The following is a 22484-nucleotide window of genomic DNA, read 5'->3' on the forward strand; positions in this document are numbered from 1 at the left end:
ATTGCATTGACACGAGGCACACATGGCAAAGCGGGATTTCTACGACGTATTGGGCGTTGCGCGTGGCGCAAGCGCCGAGGAACTGAAGAAAGCCTATCGCAAGAAGGCCAAGGAACTTCACCCTGACCGCAACGCCGACAACCCCGAGGCCGAAGCGCAGTTCAAGGAAGTCAACGAAGCCTATGAGGCGCTGAAGGACCCGCAGAAGAAGGCGGCCTATGACCGCTTTGGCCATGCGGCATTTGACGGCGGCATGGGCGGCGGCGGCATGGGCGGTGGCCCGCGCGCCCGGGGCGGTCCCGGCTATGGCGGCGGCGGCGATTTCGCCAGCGCCTTTTCCGATGTGTTCGAAGACCTGTTCGGCGATTTTGTCGGCGGGCGCGGCGGCGGGCGCCAGCGTGCCAGCCGGGGGTCGGACCTGCGCTACAACATGCGCATCACCCTGGAAGAGGCTTTTGGCGGGGCGCGCAAGAGCATCAACGTCCCCACATTGTCGACCTGCGACTCCTGTAACGGAACCGGGGCCGAAGGCGGTGCCGAACCCGTGACCTGCCCCACCTGTTCGGGCATGGGCAAGGTGCGTGCGCAGCAGGGGTTCTTTACCGTCGAACGCACCTGCCCCACCTGCAGCGGCAGTGGCCAGATCGTCAAGAACCCGTGCAAGGCCTGCGGCGGTGCGGGCCGCGTGGAAAAGGAACGCCAGCTTTCGGTGAATATCCCCGCGGGTGTGGAAACCGGCACCCGCATTCGCCTGTCGGGCGAGGGTGAGGCCGGTCTGCGCGGTGGGCCGACGGGGGATCTCTATATCTTCATCGAGGTATCGGATCATCCGATCTTCATGCGCGACGGGGTGAACCTCTATTGCCGGGTGCCGGTCAGCGTGGCCAAGGCCGCCCTGGGGGGCGAGATCGAGGTGCCCACCATCGACGGGGGCCGCTCACGCGTGAAGGTGCCCGCAGGCAGCCAGTCCGGGCGCCAGATGCGCCTGCGCGGCAAGGGCATGCCCGCGCTGCGTGGCGCCGGGCAGGGGGATATGCTGATCGAACTGGCGGTGGAAACGCCGGTCAACCTGACCGCGCGGCAGAAAGAGCTTCTGGAAGAGTTCGAGCGGCTGAGCCCGGACAATAACCCCGAGTCCTCAGGATTCTTTGACAAGGTCAAGGGGTTCTGGGACGGGATGAAGGGCTGAAGCCCGCGCAAGGGCGTCGGCGACGGTTTCCGCTCGGCGTGCTTACCCGCCTGCGGGAGAGCAAGGTTGATGCCGAAAAGCGCCCGCGGGTCGCGCCCACCCACCCACCCTGCGCGCCCCGCGGGCGCCCTACGTTGCGCAGGCGCAACGTAGGGGTCAGACAGGACTTCGCAGGTTCGCATGAGATCAGCAGGCTGCGCGTCTGCCACGAGTATTTCGGCGCGGGGAATTGCGACAGACCTTTTCCACAGACCCTTGCGACAGACCAAACCCTTGTGACGAAAAGGAAAACGCCTTGCCCCGGGGGGCAAGGCGCTTCGCTGAGCAAAACGAGACAGACGTTGTTCAGGCGTCCGCCCGGAGACCGGGACCTCAGCAAGAACACTTTGCCGTCCCGTTTCGATTGCACCTTCGGAGCGTTGTTCAACCACGACCCGTGTGCGTTAACGATATAATGGCGCGAATGGGGCGGCTTGCCAAGAGCAAAACCCCGGGCGCGTCTAATTTTCGACAATTTTCAGGGCCTTGCGCGGAAGGTCCGTCGCCATGGCCGAAACAATGAACCAGCGCCTGCTTCACTGTTTCCCGCTGCGCCACGCGCGGATTGATCAGCGCGATGGCCCGGACCCGCGGCCACGAATCAACGCCCCGTGGATCAGAGCCAGTCGCGCAGGATTGGAATCAGCGGAATATCCGCCGGGGGCATGGGGTAGTCCTTGAGCGCGGTGGGGGCGACCCATTTCAGCGTCTGCCCCTCGCGCGGTTGGGGTGCACCGTCCCATTTGCGGCAGGCATAAAGCGGCATCAGCAGGTGGAAATCGGCATAGCCGTGGCTGGCAAAGGTCAGTGGCGCAAGGCAGGACGCCCAGGTGTCGATGCCCAGTTCCTCATGCAATTCGCGGATCAGGGCGGCCTCGGGGGTTTCGCCGGGTTCAACCTTGCCGCCGGGAAATTCCCACAGGCCCGCCATGGACTTGCCCGGCGGGCGCCGGGTCAGTAGCACCCGCCCGTCACGGTCGATCAGCGCCACGGCCGCCACCAGCACCACGCGCAGCCCCGTCTGCGCCTGCGTCATGAACGGTAATCCGCGTTGATGTCGATATAGCGATGCGTCAGGTCACAGGTCCACATGGTCGATGCCCCCTGCCCCAGGCCCAGATCGACGCCGATGACCAACTCGCTGTTGCGCATGTAGGCGGCGGCCGCGGCCTCGCTGTAGCGGGGCGAGACACGGCCCCCATCGGCCACGGTGAGCGCCCCGAAGCGGATGGTCAGCCGGTCACGGTCCGCCCGGGCGCCGGATTTGCCCACGGCCATGACGATCCGCCCCCAGTTGGGATCCTCGCCCGCGATGGCGGTCTTGACCAGCGGTGACTCTGCAATGGCGCGGGCCACGCGCAGGGCGTCAGCATCGGTGTCAGCGCCGGTGACCTTGACCTCGACGAATTTGGTGGCCCCTTCGCCGTCACGCACGATCTGCTGGGCCAGATCGCTCAGCACGACCTCAAGCGCGCTTTCCAGGGCGCGGGCCTCAGGGGTGGCGCGGTCGGTGATGGCCGGGGCGCTGGCACGCCCGGTGGCCGCCAGAAGCACCGTGTCCGAGGTCGATGTATCGCTGTCCACGCTGATCCGGTTGAAGCTGCGATCCACCGTGCGGCGCAACATGTCCTGCAACACGGCCCGGTCCACGGCTGCATCGGTAAAGACATAGGCCAGCATGGTCGCCATATCCGGCGCGATCATCCCCGAACCCTTGGCAATCCCGGCCACGCGCACGGTTGTGCCGCCCAGGTCCAGCTCTGCCACCGACCCCTTGGGGAAGGTATCGGTGGTCATGATGGCGCGGGCGGCATCGGACATGCCATCGGCGGCCAGGGCCGGGGCCAGCACGGGCAGCGCGGCGGTGATGCGCTCATGCGGCAGATCCTCGCCGATCACCCCGGTCGACGAGGTGAACACCCGCCCCGTCGGCACCCCCAGCGTTGTCGACACAGCGGCGACGATCGCTTCGACCGCGGCAACTCCGGCGGCGCCGGTAAAGGTGTTGGCATTGCCGGAATTCACCACGATTGCCGCGCCTGCATCGGCGGCAGCATCGGTGGCCAACTTGGCCTGACAATCCAGCACCGCAGCCGAGCGCGTGGCCGAGCGCGTGAACACCCCGGCGAGGGTGGTTCCGGGGGCAAGGCGCGCCAGCATCACATCCGTGCGCCCGGCATAGCGCACGCCAGCGGCGACCGTGGCGAAGTCCACCCCCTCGATGGGCGGGATCACCGGAAAGCCGCCTTCTGGCGCCAGCGGCGAGACCACAACCGCCTCCGTGCTGGGCTCCAGTGGCGCCGCGGCCTCGGCCTCGGTCAGGGCGCGCAGTTTCTTCAGCTTCGACTTCAGCTTTCGGGTCTTGAGCTTCTTGATCTCGGCCCGCAGCTGCTTTCCGGATTTCTTGGCCATGTCCTGCCCCCATTGGCGCATGCGCGCCCCGCCTGGCGGCCGGGCGTCGGTCCAGCACACTAGCGGTGCCGCGCTCAGTCGTCCAGAAGGTCCATCCGGCCGATCACCGAAGGATCCGCCGCATCCGCATTGCGCGAGACCTCGACCCCTTGAAGCACCCGGGCGACTTCGGCCACGGCGGCCTCGCGCTGGATGGACTCCTGCAGCTGCGTGCGGACCTCGTCCAGTTCTGGCGCGGTGCTGACGCGGGTGTCGTTCAGGCGCACCAGATGCCATCCGAACTGGGTCTCCAGCGGGCCCTCGATGTCACCGGGTTCCATGGCCATCACTGCGGATTCGAATTCCGGGATCATCACGCCGGGGCCGAACCATCCAAGCGAGCCGCCGCCTACCGCAGCGCCATCGGTGGAATGTTCGCGCGCCAGATCGGCGAAATCGGCGCCGGCGTCCAGTTCCTCGCGCAGGGCCTGCGCCTCCGCCTCGGTTTCGACGATGATATGGGAGGCGTTGAACTCCGGCACCGGCCCCTCGGCCTCGAACTCGGCCACGAAGGCCTCGTAGGCGGTGGCCAGGCTTTCATCGGTCACGGCGCCTTCGGTGGCCCGGGTCAGCACGGAATTGGCGATTACCGCGCGGCGGTCGTTTTCCAGGGCCACGCGCTCGGCGGTGGTCAGATCGTCTTCGCTGCCCTGCATCATCAGCGCGGTCTGTTCGATAAGCTGCTCCAGCAGCGGATCGAACAGGGTTTCAGGCGGCAGCTGCCGGAACTGTTCCGGCAACGACTGATGCGAGACAATCAGGTGCCCCACGGTGATTTCGACCCCGTTGACCGTGGCCAATACCGTATCGACCGATGGCCCCTCTTCGGCGGCAGCCCCCGCCCCGACAGAAAGCGCAAGGGCGGTAGCGGCGGCGATACGCGGAAATCTGATCATCACAGTGGACTCCTTCGACGGCGCAGCAGGTGCGCGACATTGACAGTTCCAAGGCCACCCATTACATCCGCAGCGATCTTGCGATGCCCGGGGCCGCCCCGCTCAGCCGCGTTTCTATGGAAGCATGCGCGCACGGGCAACCCCGGTGCCAGCACGAAAGTTTGAGGTTACGGTACATCGGCGCCCGCGGGTGGCTGGGCACGGGCAAAGAGGCGGAGACATATGCTAGGGTTCGGGACAATCACGAAAAAGGTCTTCGGCACGCCGAATGACCGCATGGTCAAGAAGACCCGCCCCCTGATCGGAGCCATCAACGCACTGGAAGACAGCTTTGCGGCCATGTCCGATGCCGATCTGGTGGCCAAGACCGAAGAGCTGAAGGCCCGCGTCGCCGAAGGCGCGCCCCTGGAGGACGTGCTGGTCGAAGCCTTTGCCAATTGCCGCGAGGGCGCGCGCCGCGCCCTGGGGCTGCGCGCCTTTGACGTGCAGCTCATTGGCGGCATCTTCCTGCATCGCGGCAATATCGCCGAAATGAAGACCGGCGAGGGCAAGACCCTGGTGGCCACCTTCCCCGCCTATCTCAACGCGCTGACCGGCAAGGGCGTGCATATCGTCACCGTCAACGACTATCTGGCCCGGCGCGACAGCGAATGGATGGGCAAGGTCTATGCGAAGCTGGGCATGACCACCGGCGTGGTCTATCCCCAGCAGCCGTCCGAGGAAAAGAAGGACGCCTATAACGCCGATATCACCTATGCCACCAATAACGAGCTGGGCTTCGATTACCTGCGCGACAACATGCGGTCCGAACTGGACCAGATGTTCCAGCGTGGCCACAACTTCGCCATCGTGGACGAGGTCGACTCGATCCTCATCGACGAGGCGCGCACGCCGCTGATCATCTCGGGGCCATCGCAGGACCGCTCGGACCTTTATGTGACGGTGGACAAGCTGGTGCCCCGTCTGACCGAAGAGCATTACACCATCGACGAGAAGCTGCGCAGCGCCAGCCTGACCGAGGCCGGGAACGAGCTGATCGAAGAGCTGATGTCCGCCGAGGGCCTGCTGCCCGAGGGGCAGTCGCTCTATGACCCGGAATCGACGACGCTGGTCCACCATGTCAATCAGGCCCTGCGCGCGCACAAGCTGTTCATGAAGGACCAGAATTACATCGTGCGCGACGACAAGATCGTGCTGATCGACGAATTCACCGGGCGAATGATGGCCGGGCGGCGCCTGTCGGACGGGCTGCACCAGGCGATCGAGGCGAAGGAGGGCTGCGCGATCCAGCCTGAGAACGTGACCATGGCCTCGGTCACCTTCCAGAATTATTTCCGACTGTATGAAAAACTGGCCGGGATGACCGGCACCGCCTCGACCGAGGCCGAGGAATTCCGCGAGATCTACGATCTGGGCGTGGTGGAGATCCCCACCAACCTGCCCATCGCGCGGCTGGATGAGCATGACCAGGTCTATCGCACCCAGACGGAAAAGCTGAACGGGGTGATCGAGGAAATCCGCGCCGCCAATGAAAAGGGCCAGCCGATCCTGGTGGGCACCACCTCCATCGAGAAATCCGAGGAACTCTCGGCGGTGCTGAAGAAAGAGGGGATCGCGCATAACGTCCTCAACGCCCGCCAGCATGAGCAAGAGGCCCAGATCGTCGCCGATGCGGGCCGCCTGGGCGCGGTGACCATCGCCACCAACATGGCCGGGCGCGGCACCGACATCCAGTTGGGCGGCAATGTGGAAATGCGCGTGCTGCAAGCCCTGAGCGCGGACCCCGAAGCCGATCCCGCCGAAACCCGCGCCCGGATCGAAGCCGAGGTGGCCGAGGAAAAGAAAAAGGTGATCGAGGCCGGCGGGCTGTTCGTGCTGGCCACCGAACGCCATGAAAGCCGCCGCATCGACAACCAGCTGCGCGGCCGGTCGGGGCGGCAGGGCGATCCGGGGCGGTCGGTGTTCTTCCTCAGCCTCGAAGATGACCTGATGCGGATCTTCGGGTCCGAGCGGCTGGACAAGGTGCTTTCCACCCTGGGGATGCAGGAGGGCGAGGCGATCGTGCACCCATGGGTGAACAAATCGCTGGAAAAGGCGCAAGCCAAGGTCGAAGCGCGCAATTTCGACATCCGCAAGACGCTGCTGAAATTCGACAATGTGATGAATGATCAGCGCCGGGTGGTCTTTGGCCAGCGGCTGGAGATCATGAAATCCGACGATCTGTCCGATGTGGTCGATGACATGCGCCATCAGGTGGTGGATGACCTGGTGGACCGTCACATGCCCGCCAACAGCTATGCCGAACAATGGGAGCCCGAGGCCCTGCGCAAGGACGCGCTGGAGATGCTTGGCATCGACATCCCCGCCGAGGCCTGGACCGAGGAGGACGGCGTCGATCAGGAAGTCGTGCGCGAGCGGATGTATGAAGCCTCGGACGCGCTGATGACCGAAAAGGCCGAGGAATTCGGCCCCGAACAGATGCGCTCCATCGAAAAGCAGCTGCTGCTGACCACCATCGACCGCAAGTGGCGCGAACATATCCTGACGCTGGAGCATCTGCGCACGGCGGTCAATTTCCGCGGCTATGCCGGGCGCGACCCGCTGAACGAATACAAGTCCGAATCCTTCATCCTGTTCGAATCGATGCTGGAATCCCTGCGCGAGGATGTCTCCAGCCAGATCTCGCGCGTGCGGCCCCTGTCCAAGGACGAGCAGGAGGCCATGGTGCGCCAGTTGCAGCTTCAGGATCAGGCAATGCAGGTGGCCGCCGAAAATGACGGTGTGGCACCCACGCCGCTGGTCGAGGGCTTTGACGAGATGGACCCCAGCACCTGGGGCAATCCCGGGCGCAACGATCCCTGCCCATGTGGTTCGGGGAAGAAGTTCAAGCACTGCCACGGCAAGCTGGTCTGAGGGCCAGCCCCGCGCGGCGGCTCCCCTTGGCGGGCCGCCACGGGGCGGTGCGCAAACCTTGACTTGATTGCCCGAATCTTGCCCACCCAATGCCGCATTCACCGTTCATTGTTTCCTCATCGGACACGAATCGAGGATTCTGACAATGGTGCCTGTAAAACCACTGAAGCTTGCCGCTGTCGCGCTGGTTGGGGCGCTTGGCTCGGGATACGCGCTGCAACTGCTGGACGGAGAGGATGCAGCCAGCCGTGGGCAAACCGCCCAGATGGCGGGGCCATCGCTTGCGCGCCCCTCACCGCCCCAGGCGGGAACCGAAATCTCCGGCGCCCTGGTCTCGCTGCCCGGCAGGGAGGCGCGCGACATCGTGTCCGGGGACCGGATCGTTCAGACCGCCGCGCTGGATGATGCCCCTGCCCCGGGCCTGCAATTCACGCCGCCCGCCGAAACCGATAGCGCCGCCGCGCCCGATTGCGCCATGACGCTCAGCCTGTCGCCCGGCGCCGCCGGGACCATCACTGCCACCCTGACCGCGCCCTGCAACGGGGGTGAGGCCGTGTCCATCACCCATGACAAGCTGCGCTTCGACGACCGGATGCCGGAAAGCGGTCCGCTGACCGTGATCCTGCCTGCGCTCAAGGTTGATGCCACGGTGCAGATGTCGCTTCCGGGGGCCGAAGCCCAGCATGCACAGGTGACCGTCCCGGAGGCGGCAGATTATGCGCGCACGGTCCTGCAATGGTCCGGCACGCCGGATTTCGCCCTGCACGCATTTCACGGCGAGACCGGCTTTGGCCAGCCCGGCCACGTTCACGCGCTCAATCCCGTGGACCCGGGCGCCCAGGGCGCGTTCACCCTGACGCTGGGTCATGGCGGGCTGGAGCAGCCGCGGCTTGCCCATGTGCATTCCGTACCCGCCGCCAGCGCCGATCCCGTGCACTTTGCAATCGCGGCGCAGCATAACGGCGATACCTGCGGCCGGGTGTTGCAGGCGGAAACCTTTGTCAATGCCCCGCGTGCAACCACCTCGGTGCCCGTGACCGTTCATATGGACAGCTGCGAGACCGAGGCGAGCTTTGTAATGCTGCCCGTGCCCCAGCCGCTGGAACTGGCCGCCAACTGACGCGCGCGCCGCCCCTGTCCCTACCGCCGCCGCTGCACCCCGGGTGCGGCGGCGCCTGTGGTTCAGGACAGATCGTCGAAACCCAGCATCCGGTAATCCATGCCATAGGCGGCGCGGCAGGCGGCGTCGATCTCGGGCGTGCGCGTCTCTGCCAGTGCAAAGCGGTGCCGCGGCGGCGGCGCGGCGTATTCGGGCGCGTGCGCCACCCCCAGATCAGCCGCGATCCGCGCCAGATCACGCGGCAGCGTTGCCTCATGCAGCACCCGGTCGGGGACGCATTGCTGGCGGAACCCTTCGATGATCATGGTCTGACTGGCCCAGGGCGGCTGCACCGGCAAGCCCGTCTGCCCCGCCAGATTGGCCTGCACAAAGCGCAGATACGCCAGAAACCCGGCGCGGTGCAGCTCCAGATCATAGGTCTGGTCCAGCGCCTCGGCGGGCGGCAGGTCGATCCCGTGGACACGCTGCAGATAGCCGCGCACCCCGCTGCGCGTGCCTTCCACCACCTGGCGCAGGTAAACGTCATGGGCACGTGCCAGCGGATGGCGCAGCACGGTGAAACACACCCGCCCCGGCGCCCCCCCCTGCCAGCCGCGCAGCTCTGGCACTGTCATGGCCGGGGGAAGCGCCCCGCGCGCAACCCCGTCCAGCCCGGCCAGCCAGTCCAGAACCGGACCTTCGGGCCCGCCCGGAACCGGCATGAACAGCACCGGCGCCTTCACGGCCCGGCGCCAGGTGCCCACGCGCGCCCCGCGGCGCGGCTCGGTCCCCGGGATACGGGCCAGGTCAAACCGGTCCAGCCGGGCAATGCCTTCGTGCAGGGCCTCGGGGTTCAGCACCTTGTCCTGCGGCAGTTCCGGGTTCTGGCGCTTGAGCTTGCCCGAAAGCGCCTGAAACCGCGCGGGCACACCCAGCCATTGCGCCAGACCGTTGAGCACCTCCAGATCCGCCAGATCGTCATACCCGATGACAAAAGGCGCCTGCCCGCTGATCTGCAACCCGTGCAGGATGCGTTCGTGGAAGCCCTGGGTGGTCAGCACATGCGACTCGAACTCGGCGGCATCGAACCGGACCTGCGCGGCGCGCTTGTGCTTGACATCGCCCAGTTTCCACTGATCCGTCGCCGCCGCGATCTTGCGCGAGATATAGCTGTCGAGCGGATTGCGGGTCAGCAGGATCTTGGCGCAGCGCGGGTCCGGCAGAAGCTGCTCCAGCACCCGCGGATCATGGTCATGGAACAGCCGGAACCCGCATAGCCCGGGCTGCGCGCGCAGGGCCGCCACCATCCCCAGCGGATCAGCCTCGCGCCGGGTCAGGTCATAGCCCAGCCACGCCTGCTGCTTGCGATGCCCCACGAAATGAGGGTTGAACAACTCCCCAGCGCAGGTCACACCCGCCAGCGCGTTCAGATGCTCTTCCAGCAGGTTCGAGCCGGTGCGCATTCCTGCAAGCAAAACGAACATGTCAAAGCGCGGTGCTGTTCCGGTCATTCGCGGGCCTTTCGCACAGGGCGGGCGGGTGCCTCGGTATGGGGGTAATCGGCCAGTTCCACCAGCGGCAGGCCAATATCGCGGGCACGGGCCAGAAAAGCGCCGAAACCGTCCAGCGCAATCATTGGCGGAGGCGGCGCGGCAGCGGCACGGGGGGCGATCTCGGCCAGAACCTCGGCCATGGCGGCCTGAGGCGTGTCCAGATACTCGGCCAGGGACCAGATGCGCACGCGCGCGCGCACATGCGGTGAACGCAGCGCCCACAGAAACGCCTGTTCGCGCTTCTGCAGCATCGCCAGTTCGTCCCGCAAATCCCCGGCATCCGCCCCACGCTGGAAAAGGGGCACGGCCCAGGCGCCGGCGATCACGGCAATATGGGCGTTGGGATCGGTGGCCATGAACCATTCCAGCGCGCCATCCACGGCATCGGCCGGGCCATACTGGAGGCACTGCCGCTCCCCGCGCGTGTTCCAGATCAGGTTGGTCAGGAACATGCGCGGGTTGTAATCGCGCAGGGCCGCGCTGTCGCTCAACGCGCCGTTATAGACCCGCGCGCCACCGGAAAACATCACCCGCCGCGGATCATAAAGATGCCCGTGCACGCGCAGCCGCGCCACATCCGACAGCCAGCGGTCGAACCCTGGGTGCAGCTCGGCAAAGCCGCACAGTACCGAATAGGGCGCGGCGGTCTTACCCTGGGGCACATGGCCATGCGGAAAGCGGCTTTGCATATAAAGCCCCGCGCGCCCTTCGCGCCGCTGCCGCTCGGCCCGGCTGAAATGGCGATGAATGCGCCCGGGCTGGGGGTTCACGGGGGCCGCGCGGGCGGGCTGGTCGGACAGGAAATAGTCATAGAGCCGATCCGCCTGCGGCCAGATCTTGCGCGCCAGAAAACAGTCCGAGCGGCGCAGCAATTGCAGATGATCGTCATAGAACAGATGCGGGCGGCCGTTCCCGTCGAACTTGACCAGGGTCAGCGCGCGGCTTTCGATACGCCGCGCGTGCTGGCGCACAAGGGTCTGAAAGTACGCCTCATCCGGGATCCAGACCTGGCGGAAATAACGCTCATACCGTTTGCGTTTGGGATCCGACAGGATCGCCTCCAGCGTGGTGCGGCTCAGGCACCACCACTGACTGCCCAGATGCGGTTGCAGGGGGCGGGGAACCTCACGCTGCAGCCCCAGGCGGCGCTGCAGGTCCACCGCGCGGTCAAACAGCCAGCGCTGGCGGCGCCAGTCAAAGGGGAACCAGCGCGTGAACCGTTCCTGCGACAGCCCGCCGACGGTCCAGACGACATCCTCCACCGCCACGGATTCGATGAAATCCACCCCCTCGCGCGCGGCCAGCCAGTCGATCATCTCGGCCGCCGGGCGCAGCGGCAGACAGGCGCCCGAGGTCAGGCACACATGCCCCACGCCCGGGAAATCCCGCAGCAACAGGGCGGCAGCCTCCTGCGTGGCCTGCACCAGGGACCAACTGCCCCAGGCACAGCGATGGCGCGGGCTGAAGCGCAGATGCGGCAGATGGGCAAGCGCGGCGCGCATTGCCTCGGCCTCGGCCTCGGGCGCGGCGCGGTCCAGATGGATCACCACCGGGCACCCGGCATCCGCCCAGAACCGGGCCACCGCCGCCGCGCGTTCCAGCGCGGTATGGCACAGCATGATGATGCCCAGCGGCGCGGTTTGCGCGCTCATGCCCAGTCCCCCTTGGACATCAACCCCAGGATCTCCAGCTGGCGCCAGTTGATGTATTCCGTGGACCAGTCGCACCACAGATCCGCCGCCCCGTCCAGCCCCTCGGCATAGGCTGCATATTCGCGCCCACCGCCGTAATGCTCGGCGCGGCGGGCTTCCTCCTGCGCCCTGGGCAGCAACGTATCCAGAAACTTCGCATGCAGCAACACGCCCGAGGCCTGCTCCCCCCCGCTGCGATCATGGACCTGGTTGAGGCCCCGGGGCAAAAGCGCATGGGTCGAACTGACATAGGCATACTTGCGCGTCCAGCGCACCAGCGGCGTCTTGTTGAGCGCGGGCGCCGCACCGGGCCGGTCGGCAAAAAACCGGCGCATGCGCACCCCGCCCTGTATCCACAGGTTGCGATACCTCGGATTGTGCGAAATGCACAGATTCCCCGCATCGAACCAGCGCGCGATCTCGAACGGGTCCTGCCCTTCGGCATAGGGTTGCGCGCCCAGCGGGCCCTTCGGATACATGTCCAGCAGCATCGCGCCAAAGGACCGCCGCCCGGCCTCGTCCAGCCAGCCGGTCAGCGCGGGCAGCGGGCGGGTGTCGCAGAACGGATAGACCAAGAACTCATCGGGATCGACCACCAGCGTCCAATGCCCCGCGCCATAGCGCCATTGCAGATGGTTCAGCCAGTCCACCCCGAACCCTGAGCGCCGGTAACTCCCCCCCGTCCGCCAGAGCGAGACATCCTCCTGCGCCCCCAGATACTCCCCGCTGCCATCGTCCGAGCCATTGTCCACCATCAGGAAATGCCCCACCCCCAGATCGCGGTAATAGCGCAGGAAATACGGCAGGCGCAGGCGTTCGTTGCGCAGCGTGGTAAAGGCCAGGATCATGCCGGGGCGGATCGCGCGGGTGCGGTCCGCAACGCGGCGCAGCTCCAAGCTCTTGCGCAAAGCGCGCATCAGCTTGATCTGCCGCTCCGCCCGCAAACTCAACCTTGCGCGAAATCCCACGTCCTGCCTGCCCAACCCTGATCCTGAGGCGCCCGAAACCCTGGCCCGGACCTTGCCGCCCCGATGGCGAAACTGCAACCGCTTTGCACCACCCTGCCCTTGCCGCCCCCCGTCGCGGCGGCGCGCAAGGGTGGGCGGCTGGGCGCGACGGCGCGGCGGGGGGCGGCAAGGGCGGCTCAGACGCCCAGGTGGCGCGCTTCAACCTCAGCGTCCAGCGCAGCCGGCGGGCCGGTCCAGACAACCTCGCCGCGGGCCAGGATCGCGCAGCGGTCGGCCAGGGGCTTGATCTCGGACAGGGCCTTGTCCACCAGCAGGATCGAATACCCCTCCCCCTTCAGGGCGCCGATCGCCGCCCAGATCTCGCGCCGGATGGTCGGGGCCAGACCCTCGGTCGCCTCGTCCAGAACCAACAGGCGCGGGTTGGTCATCAGCGCGCGGCCAATGGCCAGCATCTGCTGCTCCCCGCCCGAGAGCGTCCGCGCCGACTGGTCCCGGCGCTCGGCCAGCCGGGGAAAGAAATCCTGCACCCGCGCCAACGTCCAATGCCCGGGGCGCGCGGCGGCGATCAGGTTCTCGGTGACGCTCAGGTTGGGAAAACACCGCCGCCCCTCGGGCACAAGCCCGATCCCCAGCCGCGCCGCCCGGTGTGACGGCCAGCCGCTGATATCCTGCCCCGCGAACCAGACCTTGCCGTAGCGCATGGGCAGCATCCTGCACAGCGTGTGGATGGTGGTGGTCTTGCCCATCCCGTTGCGGCCCATCAGCGCCAGCACCTCGCCCTCGGCCAGGTCCAGATCAACCCCGAACAGCGCCTGGCTCGCGCCATAGAACACCTGCACCCCTTCAAGTTTCAGAAGCGTGCTCATGCGGCGGGCTCCTCATCCCCCAGATAGGCGCGGCGGACTTCCGGGTTGGCGCGGATTTCGCCCACGGTGCCGGTGGCGATGATGCGGCCATAGACCAGCACCGAAACCCGGTCGGCCAGCGCGAACACCGCGTCCATGTCATGTTCCACCAGCAGGATTGGCGCCTCCTGCTTCAGGTCGCGCAGGAACGCCACCAACCGCCCCACCCCTTCGGTGCCCATGCCCGCCATGGGCTCATCCAGCAGGAAACACGCTGGCTCCAGCGCCAGCGCGATGGCGATCTCCAGCAGCCGCCGCTCGCCATGCGCCAACACCCCCGCCGGAACCGAGGCCCGCGGCCCCAGCCCCACGCGGTCCAGGATGGCGCGGGCCGGGCCAGTCAGGCTGCGGTCATGGCGTACCGGCCAGAGGAAGCGGTACGAATGCCCCTGCCGCGCCTGCAAGGCCAGCATCACGTTGCGCCGGGCCGAGTATTCCGGGATCAGCGAGGAAATCTGGAAGCTTCGCCCCAGCCCCAGCCGCGCCCGCTGCGCCACGCTCAACCCCGTCACGTCCTGCCCGCGGAACCGGATGACACCCGCATCGGGGGCCTGCGCCCCGCTGATCTGCGCCATCAGCGTGGTCTTGCCCGCGCCATTGGGACCGATCAGCGCATGAATCTCGCCGGGCTGCAGCGTCAGGGACACATCATCCGTGGCCTTCAGCGCACCAAAGGCTTTGCAAAGCCCCTCCAGTTCCAGAACCGCGCTATCCATGGCCTTCGCGCCCCGCAATCAGCCCGATCACGCCGCCGCGCGCGAACAGAACCACCCCCAGCAGCACCAGCCCCAGCCACAACTGCCAATGTTCCGTCCAGCCGCCAAACAGGGTTTCGAACCCCACCAGAATTGCCGCGCCCAGCACCGGCGCGCACAGCCGCCCGACCCCGCCCAGGATGATGATCACGATCAATTCGCCAGACATGGTCCAGGCCATCATCGCCGGGCTGGTGAACCGGCTGAGGTCCGCCATCATCGCACCCGCCAGCCCTGTCAGCATGCCCGATATCACAAAGGCCGTCAGCTTCACCCCGAAGGGCGAGATCCCCACAGCCGCCGCCCGGTCCGGGTTCTGCCGTATCGCCATCAGCGCCGCGCCAAACCGCGAAGCCCGCAGCATGGCAAACACTACCAGCGCCACCAGCAGCACGCCAAAGGCCAGCAGGAACAATTCCCATGGGCGCATGGTGTTCACGCCCGGAAACTGGTTGCGCACGAAGATCGGCAACCCGTCCTCGCCGCCATAGGCGGGCCAGGATAGCGTGAAGAAGAACCCCATCTGCGCGAAGGCCAGCGTGATCATGATGAAGAAGATGCCGCTGGTGCGCAAAGACAGCGCCCCCACCACAGCCGCCACCAGCCCCGACAGCGCCATGGCCACCGCCCAGATCACCAGCATCTGGTTGGTCCCCGACAGCCCAAAGGCCACCGGCGTGCCCGAAAACGCGTGATGGGCCAGAATGCCCGCGCAATAGCCGCCGATGCCGAAATAGAGCGCATGGCCAAAGGACACCATCCCCCCCAGCCCCAGCGCGATGTTCAGCCCCACCGCCGCCAGTGCCAGGATCGCCACCCGCGTGGCGAGCGAAATGATGAACGGCTCCCCGGCCATCAGCGCCCAGAGTGGTACAGCGAACAGCGCGAGCACGATCACGGCGTTCAGGATAAATTCGCGGCGCGCTTCAACCATGAGCAGGAAACAACCCCTTTGGGCGCAGGATCAGCACCAGCGCCATCAGCAGATAGATCAGCATCGAGGCCAGCGCCGCCCCCACCCCCATGGCCTGCGAGGGCTCCATGAAGGTGGCAAAGGCGCGCGGCAGCAGGAACCGGCCCATGGTGTCGATCACGCCGACCAGCAGCGCACCGACCATGGCGCCCTTGATCGACCCGATCCCCCCGATGACAATGACCACGAAAGCCAGGATCAGCACCGGCTCTCCCATGCCCACCTGCACCGACTGGATCGCGCCCACCAGCGCGCCCGCCATCCCCGCCAGCGCCGCGCCCAGCGCAAAGACCACCGTGTAAAGCCAGCGGATATTCACCCCCAGCGCGGCGATCATCTCGCGGTCGCTCTCACCAGCGCGGATCTGGATGCCCAGCCGGGTCTTGGCGATCAGCAGCCACAGCCCCACCGCCACCGCGATGCCAAAGCCGATCAGCGCCAGCCGATACAGCGAATAGCGCGTCACCCCCAGATCCACCGTCCCGCGCAGCACATCCGGCACGTTCAGATACAGCGGAAACGGCCCAAAGATCAGCCGCACCCCTTCGGACAGGATCAGGATCAGCGCAAAGGTCGCCAGCACCTGGTCCAGATGGTCGCGGGCGTAAAGCCTTCGGATCACGGTCACCTCGATGATCGCGCCGGCAGCGGCGGCGGCGGCGATCCCCGCCACCAGCCCCAGCCAGAAATTCCCCGTCATCGCCGCAAATGCCGCGCAGCAGAACGCCCCGATCATGTAGAGCGACCCATGCGCCAGGTTGATCAGCCCCATGACGCCAAACACCAGCGTCAGCCCGGCGGACATCAGGAACAGCATCAAGCCGAATTGCACACCATTGAGCAGCTGCTCCAGCACCAGCGCAAGCGACATGGGCAAGGGCCTTATCGGTCAGGGGAAAGGGCGCAGGCACCGGTGCGGTGCCTGCGGGCGCTTACATCGGGCAGTTTTCGCCATGCACGTCCTGATGACGCTCAAAGGCGGTGCCGATGATGCGGTTGGTCAGCACGCCATCGGCCTCGACCACCTCGCGGACATAGACGGTCTGGATCGGGTGATGATTGGCGGCGAATTCGAAATCGCCGCGGACGGAGGCGAAATCGGCGGCGTGCAGCGCGTCGCGGAAGGCGTCCATGTCCGAGACATCGGCCGCCTCCAGCGCCGAGAGGATCAGATTGGCCGTGTCATAGCCCTGGCTGGCATAGAGCGAGGGCAGGCGGTCATACGCCTCTTGGAAATCGGCGACGAAGCGGGCGTTGGCGTCATTGTCCAGATCCGGCGACCACTGGCTGGTGTTGATCACCCCCAGCGCGGCCGAGCCCATGGCGGGCAGCACATCCTGGTCAAAGCTGAACCCCGCCGAGACGATGGGCAGCCCCACGTCCGAGCCCTCATACTGGCGCATGAAGCTGATCCCCATGCCGCCGGGCAGGAAGATGAATACCGAATCCGCCCCCGAGGCGCGGATCTGCGCAATCTCGGCGGCGTAATCGGTCTGGCCCACCTGGGTGAACAGCTCTCCGGCCAGCTCGCCCTCATAATAGCGCTTGAAGCCGTTCAGGGCATCCGTGCCTGCGGGATAGTTCGGCGCCATGATGAAGGTGTTTTCATAGCCCAGCTCGTTGGCATGCTGGCCCGCGGCCTCGTGCAGCATGTCATTCTGCCAGGCGGCGTTAAAGTAATTGGGGTGGCAGTTCGCCCCCGCCAGCGCCGACGGCCCCGCATTGGGCGAGATGTAGAAGATATCCTGCGCCACCGTGGACGGCACCACCGCCATGGCCAGGTTGGACCAGATGATGCCGGTCAGGATATCGGCACGCTCGGACTGGATCATCCGCTCGGCGATCTGCACCGCCAGTTCCGGGCGCTGGGCGTCATCCTCGACCACCAGGCGGATGTTGTGCTCCCCCGCATGCTCCAGCGCCAGGTTGAACCCGTCGCGCACATCGATCCCCAGCCCGGCACCACCGCCTGAAAGCGTGGTGATCATGCCCACCGTCACGCTGTCTGCCTGCGCCATGCCTGTTGTCAGTGCAAGCGCGGCCAGCCCGGCCTTGAGTTTCCCTGTCATAGCGTCCTCTCCCCGTATTATTTTGATCTTGCCATTAGTGCCGGAACCGTGCGTCAGGTCAACGCTAGCAAAGCACCCTGAGCGATGCAAAGAATATTTCAAGCTTGAATGAAAACACCCCAAGGAACCCGGCGCCATTGTGCGCGTCACGTCAATCGCGCATAGCGGTTTCACACGGCCCATGCGCACTGTATGGTCGCGCGGAACGGCAAACAGGGTTGCATGCATGGTTATCGGACGGCTGGCAGATGGACTCCTCAGCGGCACCGAGCGGCTGACCGGCGCCGTCACCGGCACCGTGTCCGAGGCGTTCTTCGAACCCGTTCTGCGGCTGGGGGTGACGGGGCTGTCGGGCGCGGGCAAGACGGTGTTCATCACCGCGCTGGTGCATAACATGATGAACCGCGCGCGCATGGGCCAGATGCAGGCCGTGGCCAGCGACCGGATCGCCGCCGCCTATCTGCAACCCCAGCCCGATGACATGCTGCCGCGCTTTGACTACGAAACGCATCTGGCTGCGCTGACCGCCCCCACCCCGCACTGGCCCGAAAGCACCCGCGCGGTGTCGGAATTGCGGCTGTCCTTCCGGCTGCGCCCCGGGGGCATGTTCGGGGCGCTGACCGGCGCGCGGGTGCTGCATCTGGACATCATCGACTACCCCGGCGAATGGCTGCTGGATCTGGCATTGATGGAGCGCAGCTATCGCGCCTGGGCCGATGACACCCTGGCCCGGATCGACCACCGCCCGGCCGCGCGCGACTATCTGGACCGCGCCCGCGCCATTGACCCCGATACCCGCCATGACGAACCCCTGGCCCAGGATCTGGCCGCGCGTTTCACCACCTATCTGCAGGCCGCGCGCCGCCAGGGCTTCGCCGATGTGACGCCGGGGCGGTTCCTGCTGCCCGGCGATCTGGCAGGCTCGCCGGTGCTGACCTTCGCGCCCCTGCCCGCCAGCGGGCCGTCCCGCCGCGGCACACTTCTGCGCGAGATGGAGCGGCGGTTCGAGGCCTACAAGGCCCGCGTGGTCCAGCCGTTTTTCCGCGATCATTTCGCCCGGATCGACCGGCAGGTGGTGCTGGTGGATGCGCTGGACGCCATCCACCACGGGCCGCAGGCGGTGGAGATGCTGGGCCGAACCATGTCCGAGGTCCTGTCCGCCTTTCGCCCCGGGCGCAACGCCTGGCTGTCGCGCCTGCTGATGGGGCGGCGGGTGGAGCGCATCCTCTTTGCCGCCACCAAGGCCGACCACCTGCACCACACCCAGCACGCCCGCCTGACCGCGCTGGTCGAGGCCCTGCTCCGCCAGTCGCGCGACCGGGCGGATTTCGCCGGCGCCTGCACCGCCGCCATGTCCATCGCCGCCCTGCGCGCCACGGTGGAAGAAACCCGCCGCCAGGGGGCCGATAGCTTCGATTGCGTCCGGGGGCGGCTGCTGGACGGCGGGCGGCAGGCGGCCTTCTACCCCGGAGAGCTACCCGACGATCCCGCCCGCCTGCTGGCGCCGGGGCGCACGGGCGGCGAGGGCTGGCTGGACGGCGATTACCGGATCATGCGCTTCGCCCCCGCCGCCCTGAGCCTGCGCCCGGGCGAGGGGCTGCCCCATATCCGCCTGGACCGGGCAGCGGAATTCCTGTTCGGGGACCGGCTGGCATGAGCACGCGCAAACCCATCCTGTTCGATGTCGATGACGCGGCCCCCGCCGATCCCGCCGCCGCCCCGCCGCTGCCCGATGATGCGCCCGCCCCGCCCCGGAGCCAGGCCATGGCGCGCGCCGCCACGCTGGCCGGGCGCCCGCGCTCACGCCTTGCCCGTGCTGCCTGGGCAGCGCTGGGCGCGCTGGTCGCGCTGGCGCTGTCGGTGGCGGCCTGGGATTTCGCCACCGCGCTGGTGCAGCGCAGCCCGGCGCTGGGCTGGCTGGCAACGGGGCTGATGGCGGTGGTGGCGCTGGGGCTGGTGGCGCTGGCGTTGCGCGAACTGGCAGGCTTTCGCCGCCTGCGCCGGATCGATGCCCTGCGCGCCCAGGCCGCCACCACCGACCTGCGCATGGCGCGCGATGTCTCGGACCGGATCGCCACGCTCTATGCCGACCGGCCAGAGCTGCTCTGGGCGCGCGAGCGTCTGGCCGAAGGCACCGCCAACGCCTTTGACGCCGATGGCGTGCTGGCGCTGACCGAAACCACGCTGCTGGCCCCCATCGACCAGGCCGCCCGCGCCGAAGTCGAGGCCGCCGCCCGCCAGGTCGCCCTGATCACCGCCGTGGTTCCCATGGCCGCGCTGGATGTGGCGGTGGCGCTGCTGACCAACCTGCGCATGATCCGGCGCATTGCCGCCCTTTACGGCGGGCGCAGCGGCACGCTGGGCAGCCTGCGGCTGCTGCGCGCGGTGCTGGCGCATCTGCTGGCCACGGGGCTGGTTTCGGCGGGGGATGACCTGATCGGCTCGGTCGCGGGCGGGGGGATGCTGTCGAAACTCTCGCGCCGCTTTGGCGAGGGGGTGATGAACGGCGCCCTGACCGCCCGCGTCGGCGTCGCCACCATCGAGGTCTGCCGCCCCCTGCCCTTTGCCGCCGCCCCGCGCCCGCGCGTCACCGCCCTGATCCAGCGCGCCCTGACCGGCCTGTTCGACCGCACCCCCCCAACCAGACCCGAGGCCCCATGACCGACGCCCCAAAGATCGACATCGCCCATCTGCGCGGCTGGATCGGCCAGAGCGCCGAGCACCATGACACCATCACCCCGCGCCTGCTGGCCGAATTCGCCGCCACGCTGGACCGGCCCGTAGTGGAAACGCCGCTCTCGCCGGCGCTGCACTGGTGCCTGGCGCTGCCCACCCCGCCCTTGTCCGATCTGGGCTATGACGGGCATGAGGCGCTGGGCCGCTTCCTGCCCCCCGTCCCCCTGCCCCGGCGCATGTGGGCGGGCGGCGAGGTCGAGCTTCTCGCGCCTCTGCGCCTGCATGACCCGGTGACGCGCCGCTCCAGCGTGCAGGATGTGACGCTCAAGACCGGCCGCAGCGGGGCGCTGGTCTTTGTCACCGTCGCGCATGAGTTGCACAGCCCCCGGGGCCTGGCGGTGCGCGAACGCCAGGACCTGGTCTATCGCGCCCCCGCCGACAGCGCCGCCCCCACCCCGCCGCCCGAGGCGCCCGCGCCCGAGCACAGCCGGGAACTGACCGCCGACCCGGTGATGCTGTTTCGCTACTCGGCCATCACCTTCAACGGGCACCGCATCCATTATGACACCGACCATTGCCGGGACGAAGGCTACCCCGGCCTGGTGGTCCACGGCCCCTTGCAGGCCACGCTGATGCTGGAACTGGCCACGAAGCTGATGGGCCGCCCACCCGCGCGCTTCCGCTTTCGCGGGCTGGGGCCGCTCTTCGCCGGCACCCCCTTCACCGTCAACGCGCGCGAGGGCGCCGCCGGGCTGGAGCTCTGGACCGCCGGCCCGGACGCCCGCATCGCCATGCGGGCCAAGGCCGCCTAGCCCCCCTCCACCGGCAGGACCGCGCCGGGGTTCATGATCCCCGCCGGGTCCAGCGCGCGCTTGATCGCGCGCATGGCCGCCAGCTTCGCCGGATCGCCGTAGCGCTGAAGATCGGCCACCTTGGCCCGGCCGATCCCATGCTCGGCACTGACCGAGCCACCCATCGCATCCACCAGATCATGCACGCAGCGCTGCACATCGGCGCGCAGATGAGTCAACGCGGCGCGCTCCACACCGGCGGGCGGGAACACATTGTAATGCAGGTTCCCATCGCCCAGATGCCCGAAACAATTGATCCGAAAGGCGCCGATCCGGGCCAACGCCGGTTCGGCCCGGGCCAGAAACGCCTCCACCGCTTCCAGCGGCAGGGAAATATCGTGGCTGGAAATGGCACCGATCAGGCGGTTGGCCTCGGGGATGGATTCGCGCACCGCCCAGAACTCCGCCCCCTGCGCCTGCGATTGCGCAATCACCCCGTCCAGCACCAGCCCGGCCTCGAACCCTTCGGCAAAAAGCGCCTCCAGCGCCGCGCCCGGATCCTGCGCAGCCGACAGGCCCAGCTCCACCAGCACCATCCAGTCAGGCGCATCGGCGAAGGGCAGGCGCACCTGCGGCATTGTCTCGGCCAGAAAGCGCAGTCCCATGCCGCTGATCAGCTCAAAGGCCGAAACCCCCTCGCCCACCCGCGCCTGCGCCCGCCCCAGCAGGTCCAGCGCCGCGCCCGGATCACGCACCACCATCACCGCAACGCCGCTGCGCGCAGGCGGCAGGAACAACCGCAAGGACGCCGCGGTGATCACCCCCAGCGTCCCTTCGGCCCCGATCAGCAGGTTGCGCAGATCATAGCCGGTGTTGTCCTTGCGCAGCCGCTTCAGCCCGCACCAGACGGAGCCGTCCGGCAGCACCGCTTCCAGCCCCAGACACAGTTCGCGCGCATTGCCATAGCGCAGCACATTGACCCCGCCCGCATTGGCCGCCAACACCCCGCCAATCCGCGCCGACCCTTCCGAGGCGAGCGAAAGCGGAAACAGCCGCCCCTCCGCGGCCGCCGCCGCCTGCACATCGGCCAGAACCACCCCGGCCTCGGCAATCAGCACATTGCCGCGCGGATGGACGGCACGAATGGCCGCCATCTTTTCCATGGACAGCAGCAGCGGCACCGGCCCCTCGGGGGCGACTTGCCCGCCCACCAGCCCGGTCCCGCCGCCATAAGGCACCAACCCCACGCGCGCCGCCGCACAGGCCCGCACGACCGCCGCCACTTCCTCCACCGAGCGCGGCAGAACCACCCCCCCGGCGCGCCCGTGCCAGCGCCCGCGCGGCTCCTCCAGGTAACGCGGCGCAGCCTCCACCACCCGCCCCTCGGGCAAGACCGCCGCCAGATCCCGCAGAAACCCGGTATCACACTCCGCCAGCATCACAGCCTCCCCTGCACCCGCGCACGCGCGCACCCCGGGCCCGGCGCGCAAGGGCCTGTGCCCCCGGCACAGGCCCG

The 22484-nt window shown here is 67.5% G+C and carries 18 protein-coding genes; 6 read left to right on the plus strand and 12 right to left on the minus strand.

What is annotated here, in order from left to right:
• Window positions 1-22: 22 nt before the first annotated feature.
• A complete protein-coding gene (gene dnaJ / locus HUK65_RS07970) occupies window positions 23-1189 on the plus strand; it encodes a molecular chaperone DnaJ (RefSeq protein ID WP_179905630.1) in 1167 nt (388 codons plus the stop codon).
• A 655-nt stretch (window positions 1190-1844) separates the two neighbouring features.
• Here the strand turns inward: dnaJ and mutT are convergent.
• From mutT to HUK65_RS07985, 3 genes are all read right to left on the minus strand, one after another.
• A complete protein-coding gene (mutT, locus tag HUK65_RS07975; RefSeq protein WP_235441843.1) occupies window positions 1845-2243 on the minus strand; it encodes an 8-oxo-dGTP diphosphatase MutT in 399 nt (132 codons plus the stop codon).
• A gap of 17 nt (window positions 2244-2260) precedes the next feature.
• Window positions 2261-3640: a bifunctional glutamate N-acetyltransferase/amino-acid acetyltransferase ArgJ gene (gene argJ / locus HUK65_RS07980; RefSeq protein WP_179905632.1), complete on the minus strand. Its 1380-nt coding sequence runs from the start codon at window positions 3638-3640 to the stop codon at window positions 2261-2263.
• Between the two features lie 74 nt (window positions 3641-3714).
• Complete coding sequence (locus HUK65_RS07985; RefSeq protein ID WP_179905633.1) at window positions 3715-4575, minus strand: peptidylprolyl isomerase; 861 nt, start codon at window positions 4573-4575, stop codon at window positions 3715-3717.
• A gap of 222 nt (window positions 4576-4797) precedes the next feature.
• Here HUK65_RS07985 and secA point away from each other — a divergent pair, with 222 nt between their 5' ends.
• Entirely contained in the window at window positions 4798-7488 is a 2691-nt protein-coding gene (gene secA / locus HUK65_RS07990) for a preprotein translocase subunit SecA (protein ID WP_179905634.1), read from the plus strand.
• A 145-nt stretch (window positions 7489-7633) separates the two neighbouring features.
• A complete protein-coding gene (locus tag HUK65_RS07995) occupies window positions 7634-8608 on the plus strand; it encodes a hypothetical protein (RefSeq protein WP_179905635.1) in 975 nt (324 codons plus the stop codon).
• Between the two features lie 62 nt (window positions 8609-8670).
• Here the strand turns inward: HUK65_RS07995 and HUK65_RS08000 are convergent, their stop codons facing one another.
• From HUK65_RS08000 to HUK65_RS08035, 8 genes are all read right to left on the minus strand, one after another.
• Window positions 8671-10098 carry a nodulation protein NodH gene (locus tag HUK65_RS08000; protein ID WP_179905636.1) on the minus strand — a complete coding sequence of 476 codons (1428 nt, stop codon included), beginning with the start codon at window positions 10096-10098 and terminating at the stop codon, window positions 8671-8673.
• Entirely contained in the window at window positions 10095-11792 is a 1698-nt protein-coding gene (locus HUK65_RS08005) for a beta-1,6-N-acetylglucosaminyltransferase (protein WP_235441839.1), read from the minus strand. The genes HUK65_RS08000 and HUK65_RS08005 overlap by 4 nt, the downstream gene beginning before the upstream one ends.
• Complete coding sequence (locus tag HUK65_RS08010; RefSeq protein ID WP_179905637.1) at window positions 11789-12748, minus strand: glycosyltransferase family 2 protein; 960 nt, start codon at window positions 12746-12748, stop codon at window positions 11789-11791. Before HUK65_RS08010 ends, HUK65_RS08005 begins: the two co-directional genes overlap by 4 nt.
• Before the next feature lie 227 nt (window positions 12749-12975).
• A complete protein-coding gene (locus tag HUK65_RS08015) occupies window positions 12976-13665 on the minus strand; it encodes an ABC transporter ATP-binding protein (RefSeq protein ID WP_179905638.1) in 690 nt (229 codons plus the stop codon).
• Window positions 13662-14420, minus strand: a complete 759-nt coding sequence (locus HUK65_RS08020) for an ABC transporter ATP-binding protein (protein ID WP_179905639.1) — start codon at window positions 14418-14420, stop codon at window positions 13662-13664. Before HUK65_RS08020 ends, HUK65_RS08015 begins: the two co-directional genes overlap by 4 nt.
• On the minus strand, window positions 14413-15393 hold the full coding sequence (locus tag HUK65_RS08025; protein WP_179905640.1) for a branched-chain amino acid ABC transporter permease: 981 nt from the start codon (window positions 15391-15393) through the stop codon (window positions 14413-14415). The genes HUK65_RS08020 and HUK65_RS08025 overlap by 8 nt, the downstream gene beginning before the upstream one ends.
• Window positions 15386-16303, minus strand: a complete 918-nt coding sequence (locus HUK65_RS08030) for a branched-chain amino acid ABC transporter permease (protein ID WP_179905641.1) — start codon at window positions 16301-16303, stop codon at window positions 15386-15388. Before HUK65_RS08030 ends, HUK65_RS08025 begins: the two co-directional genes overlap by 8 nt.
• Before the next feature lie 61 nt (window positions 16304-16364).
• Window positions 16365-17501, minus strand: a complete 1137-nt coding sequence (locus tag HUK65_RS08035) for an ABC transporter substrate-binding protein (RefSeq protein WP_179905642.1) — start codon at window positions 17499-17501, stop codon at window positions 16365-16367.
• A 226-nt stretch (window positions 17502-17727) separates the two neighbouring features.
• Between HUK65_RS08035 and HUK65_RS08040 the strand changes: the two genes are divergently transcribed.
• Genes HUK65_RS08040 through HUK65_RS19000 form a run of 3 tightly spaced genes read left to right on the plus strand, consistent with a single transcriptional unit; the run spans window position 17728 to window position 20989 of the window.
• Window positions 17728-19158: a YcjX family GTP-binding protein gene (locus tag HUK65_RS08040; RefSeq protein WP_179905643.1), complete on the plus strand. Its 1431-nt coding sequence runs from the start codon at window positions 17728-17730 to the stop codon at window positions 19156-19158.
• A complete protein-coding gene (locus tag HUK65_RS08045; protein WP_179905644.1) occupies window positions 19155-20162 on the plus strand; it encodes a YcjF family protein in 1008 nt (335 codons plus the stop codon). The genes HUK65_RS08040 and HUK65_RS08045 overlap by 4 nt, the downstream gene beginning before the upstream one ends.
• Window positions 20159-20989, plus strand: a complete 831-nt coding sequence (locus HUK65_RS19000; protein ID WP_179905645.1) for an FAS1-like dehydratase domain-containing protein — start codon at window positions 20159-20161, stop codon at window positions 20987-20989. The genes HUK65_RS08045 and HUK65_RS19000 overlap by 4 nt, the downstream gene beginning before the upstream one ends.
• Here the strand turns inward: HUK65_RS19000 and HUK65_RS08055 are convergent.
• A complete protein-coding gene (locus HUK65_RS08055) occupies window positions 20986-22407 on the minus strand; it encodes an FAD-binding oxidoreductase (protein ID WP_179905646.1) in 1422 nt (473 codons plus the stop codon). The genes HUK65_RS19000 and HUK65_RS08055 overlap by 4 nt on opposite strands.
• Window positions 22408-22484 lie beyond the last annotated feature (77 nt).

This window comes from Rhabdonatronobacter sediminivivens, assembly GCF_013415485.1.
GTDB lineage: Bacteria > Pseudomonadota > Alphaproteobacteria > Rhodobacterales > Rhodobacteraceae > Rhabdonatronobacter > Rhabdonatronobacter sediminivivens.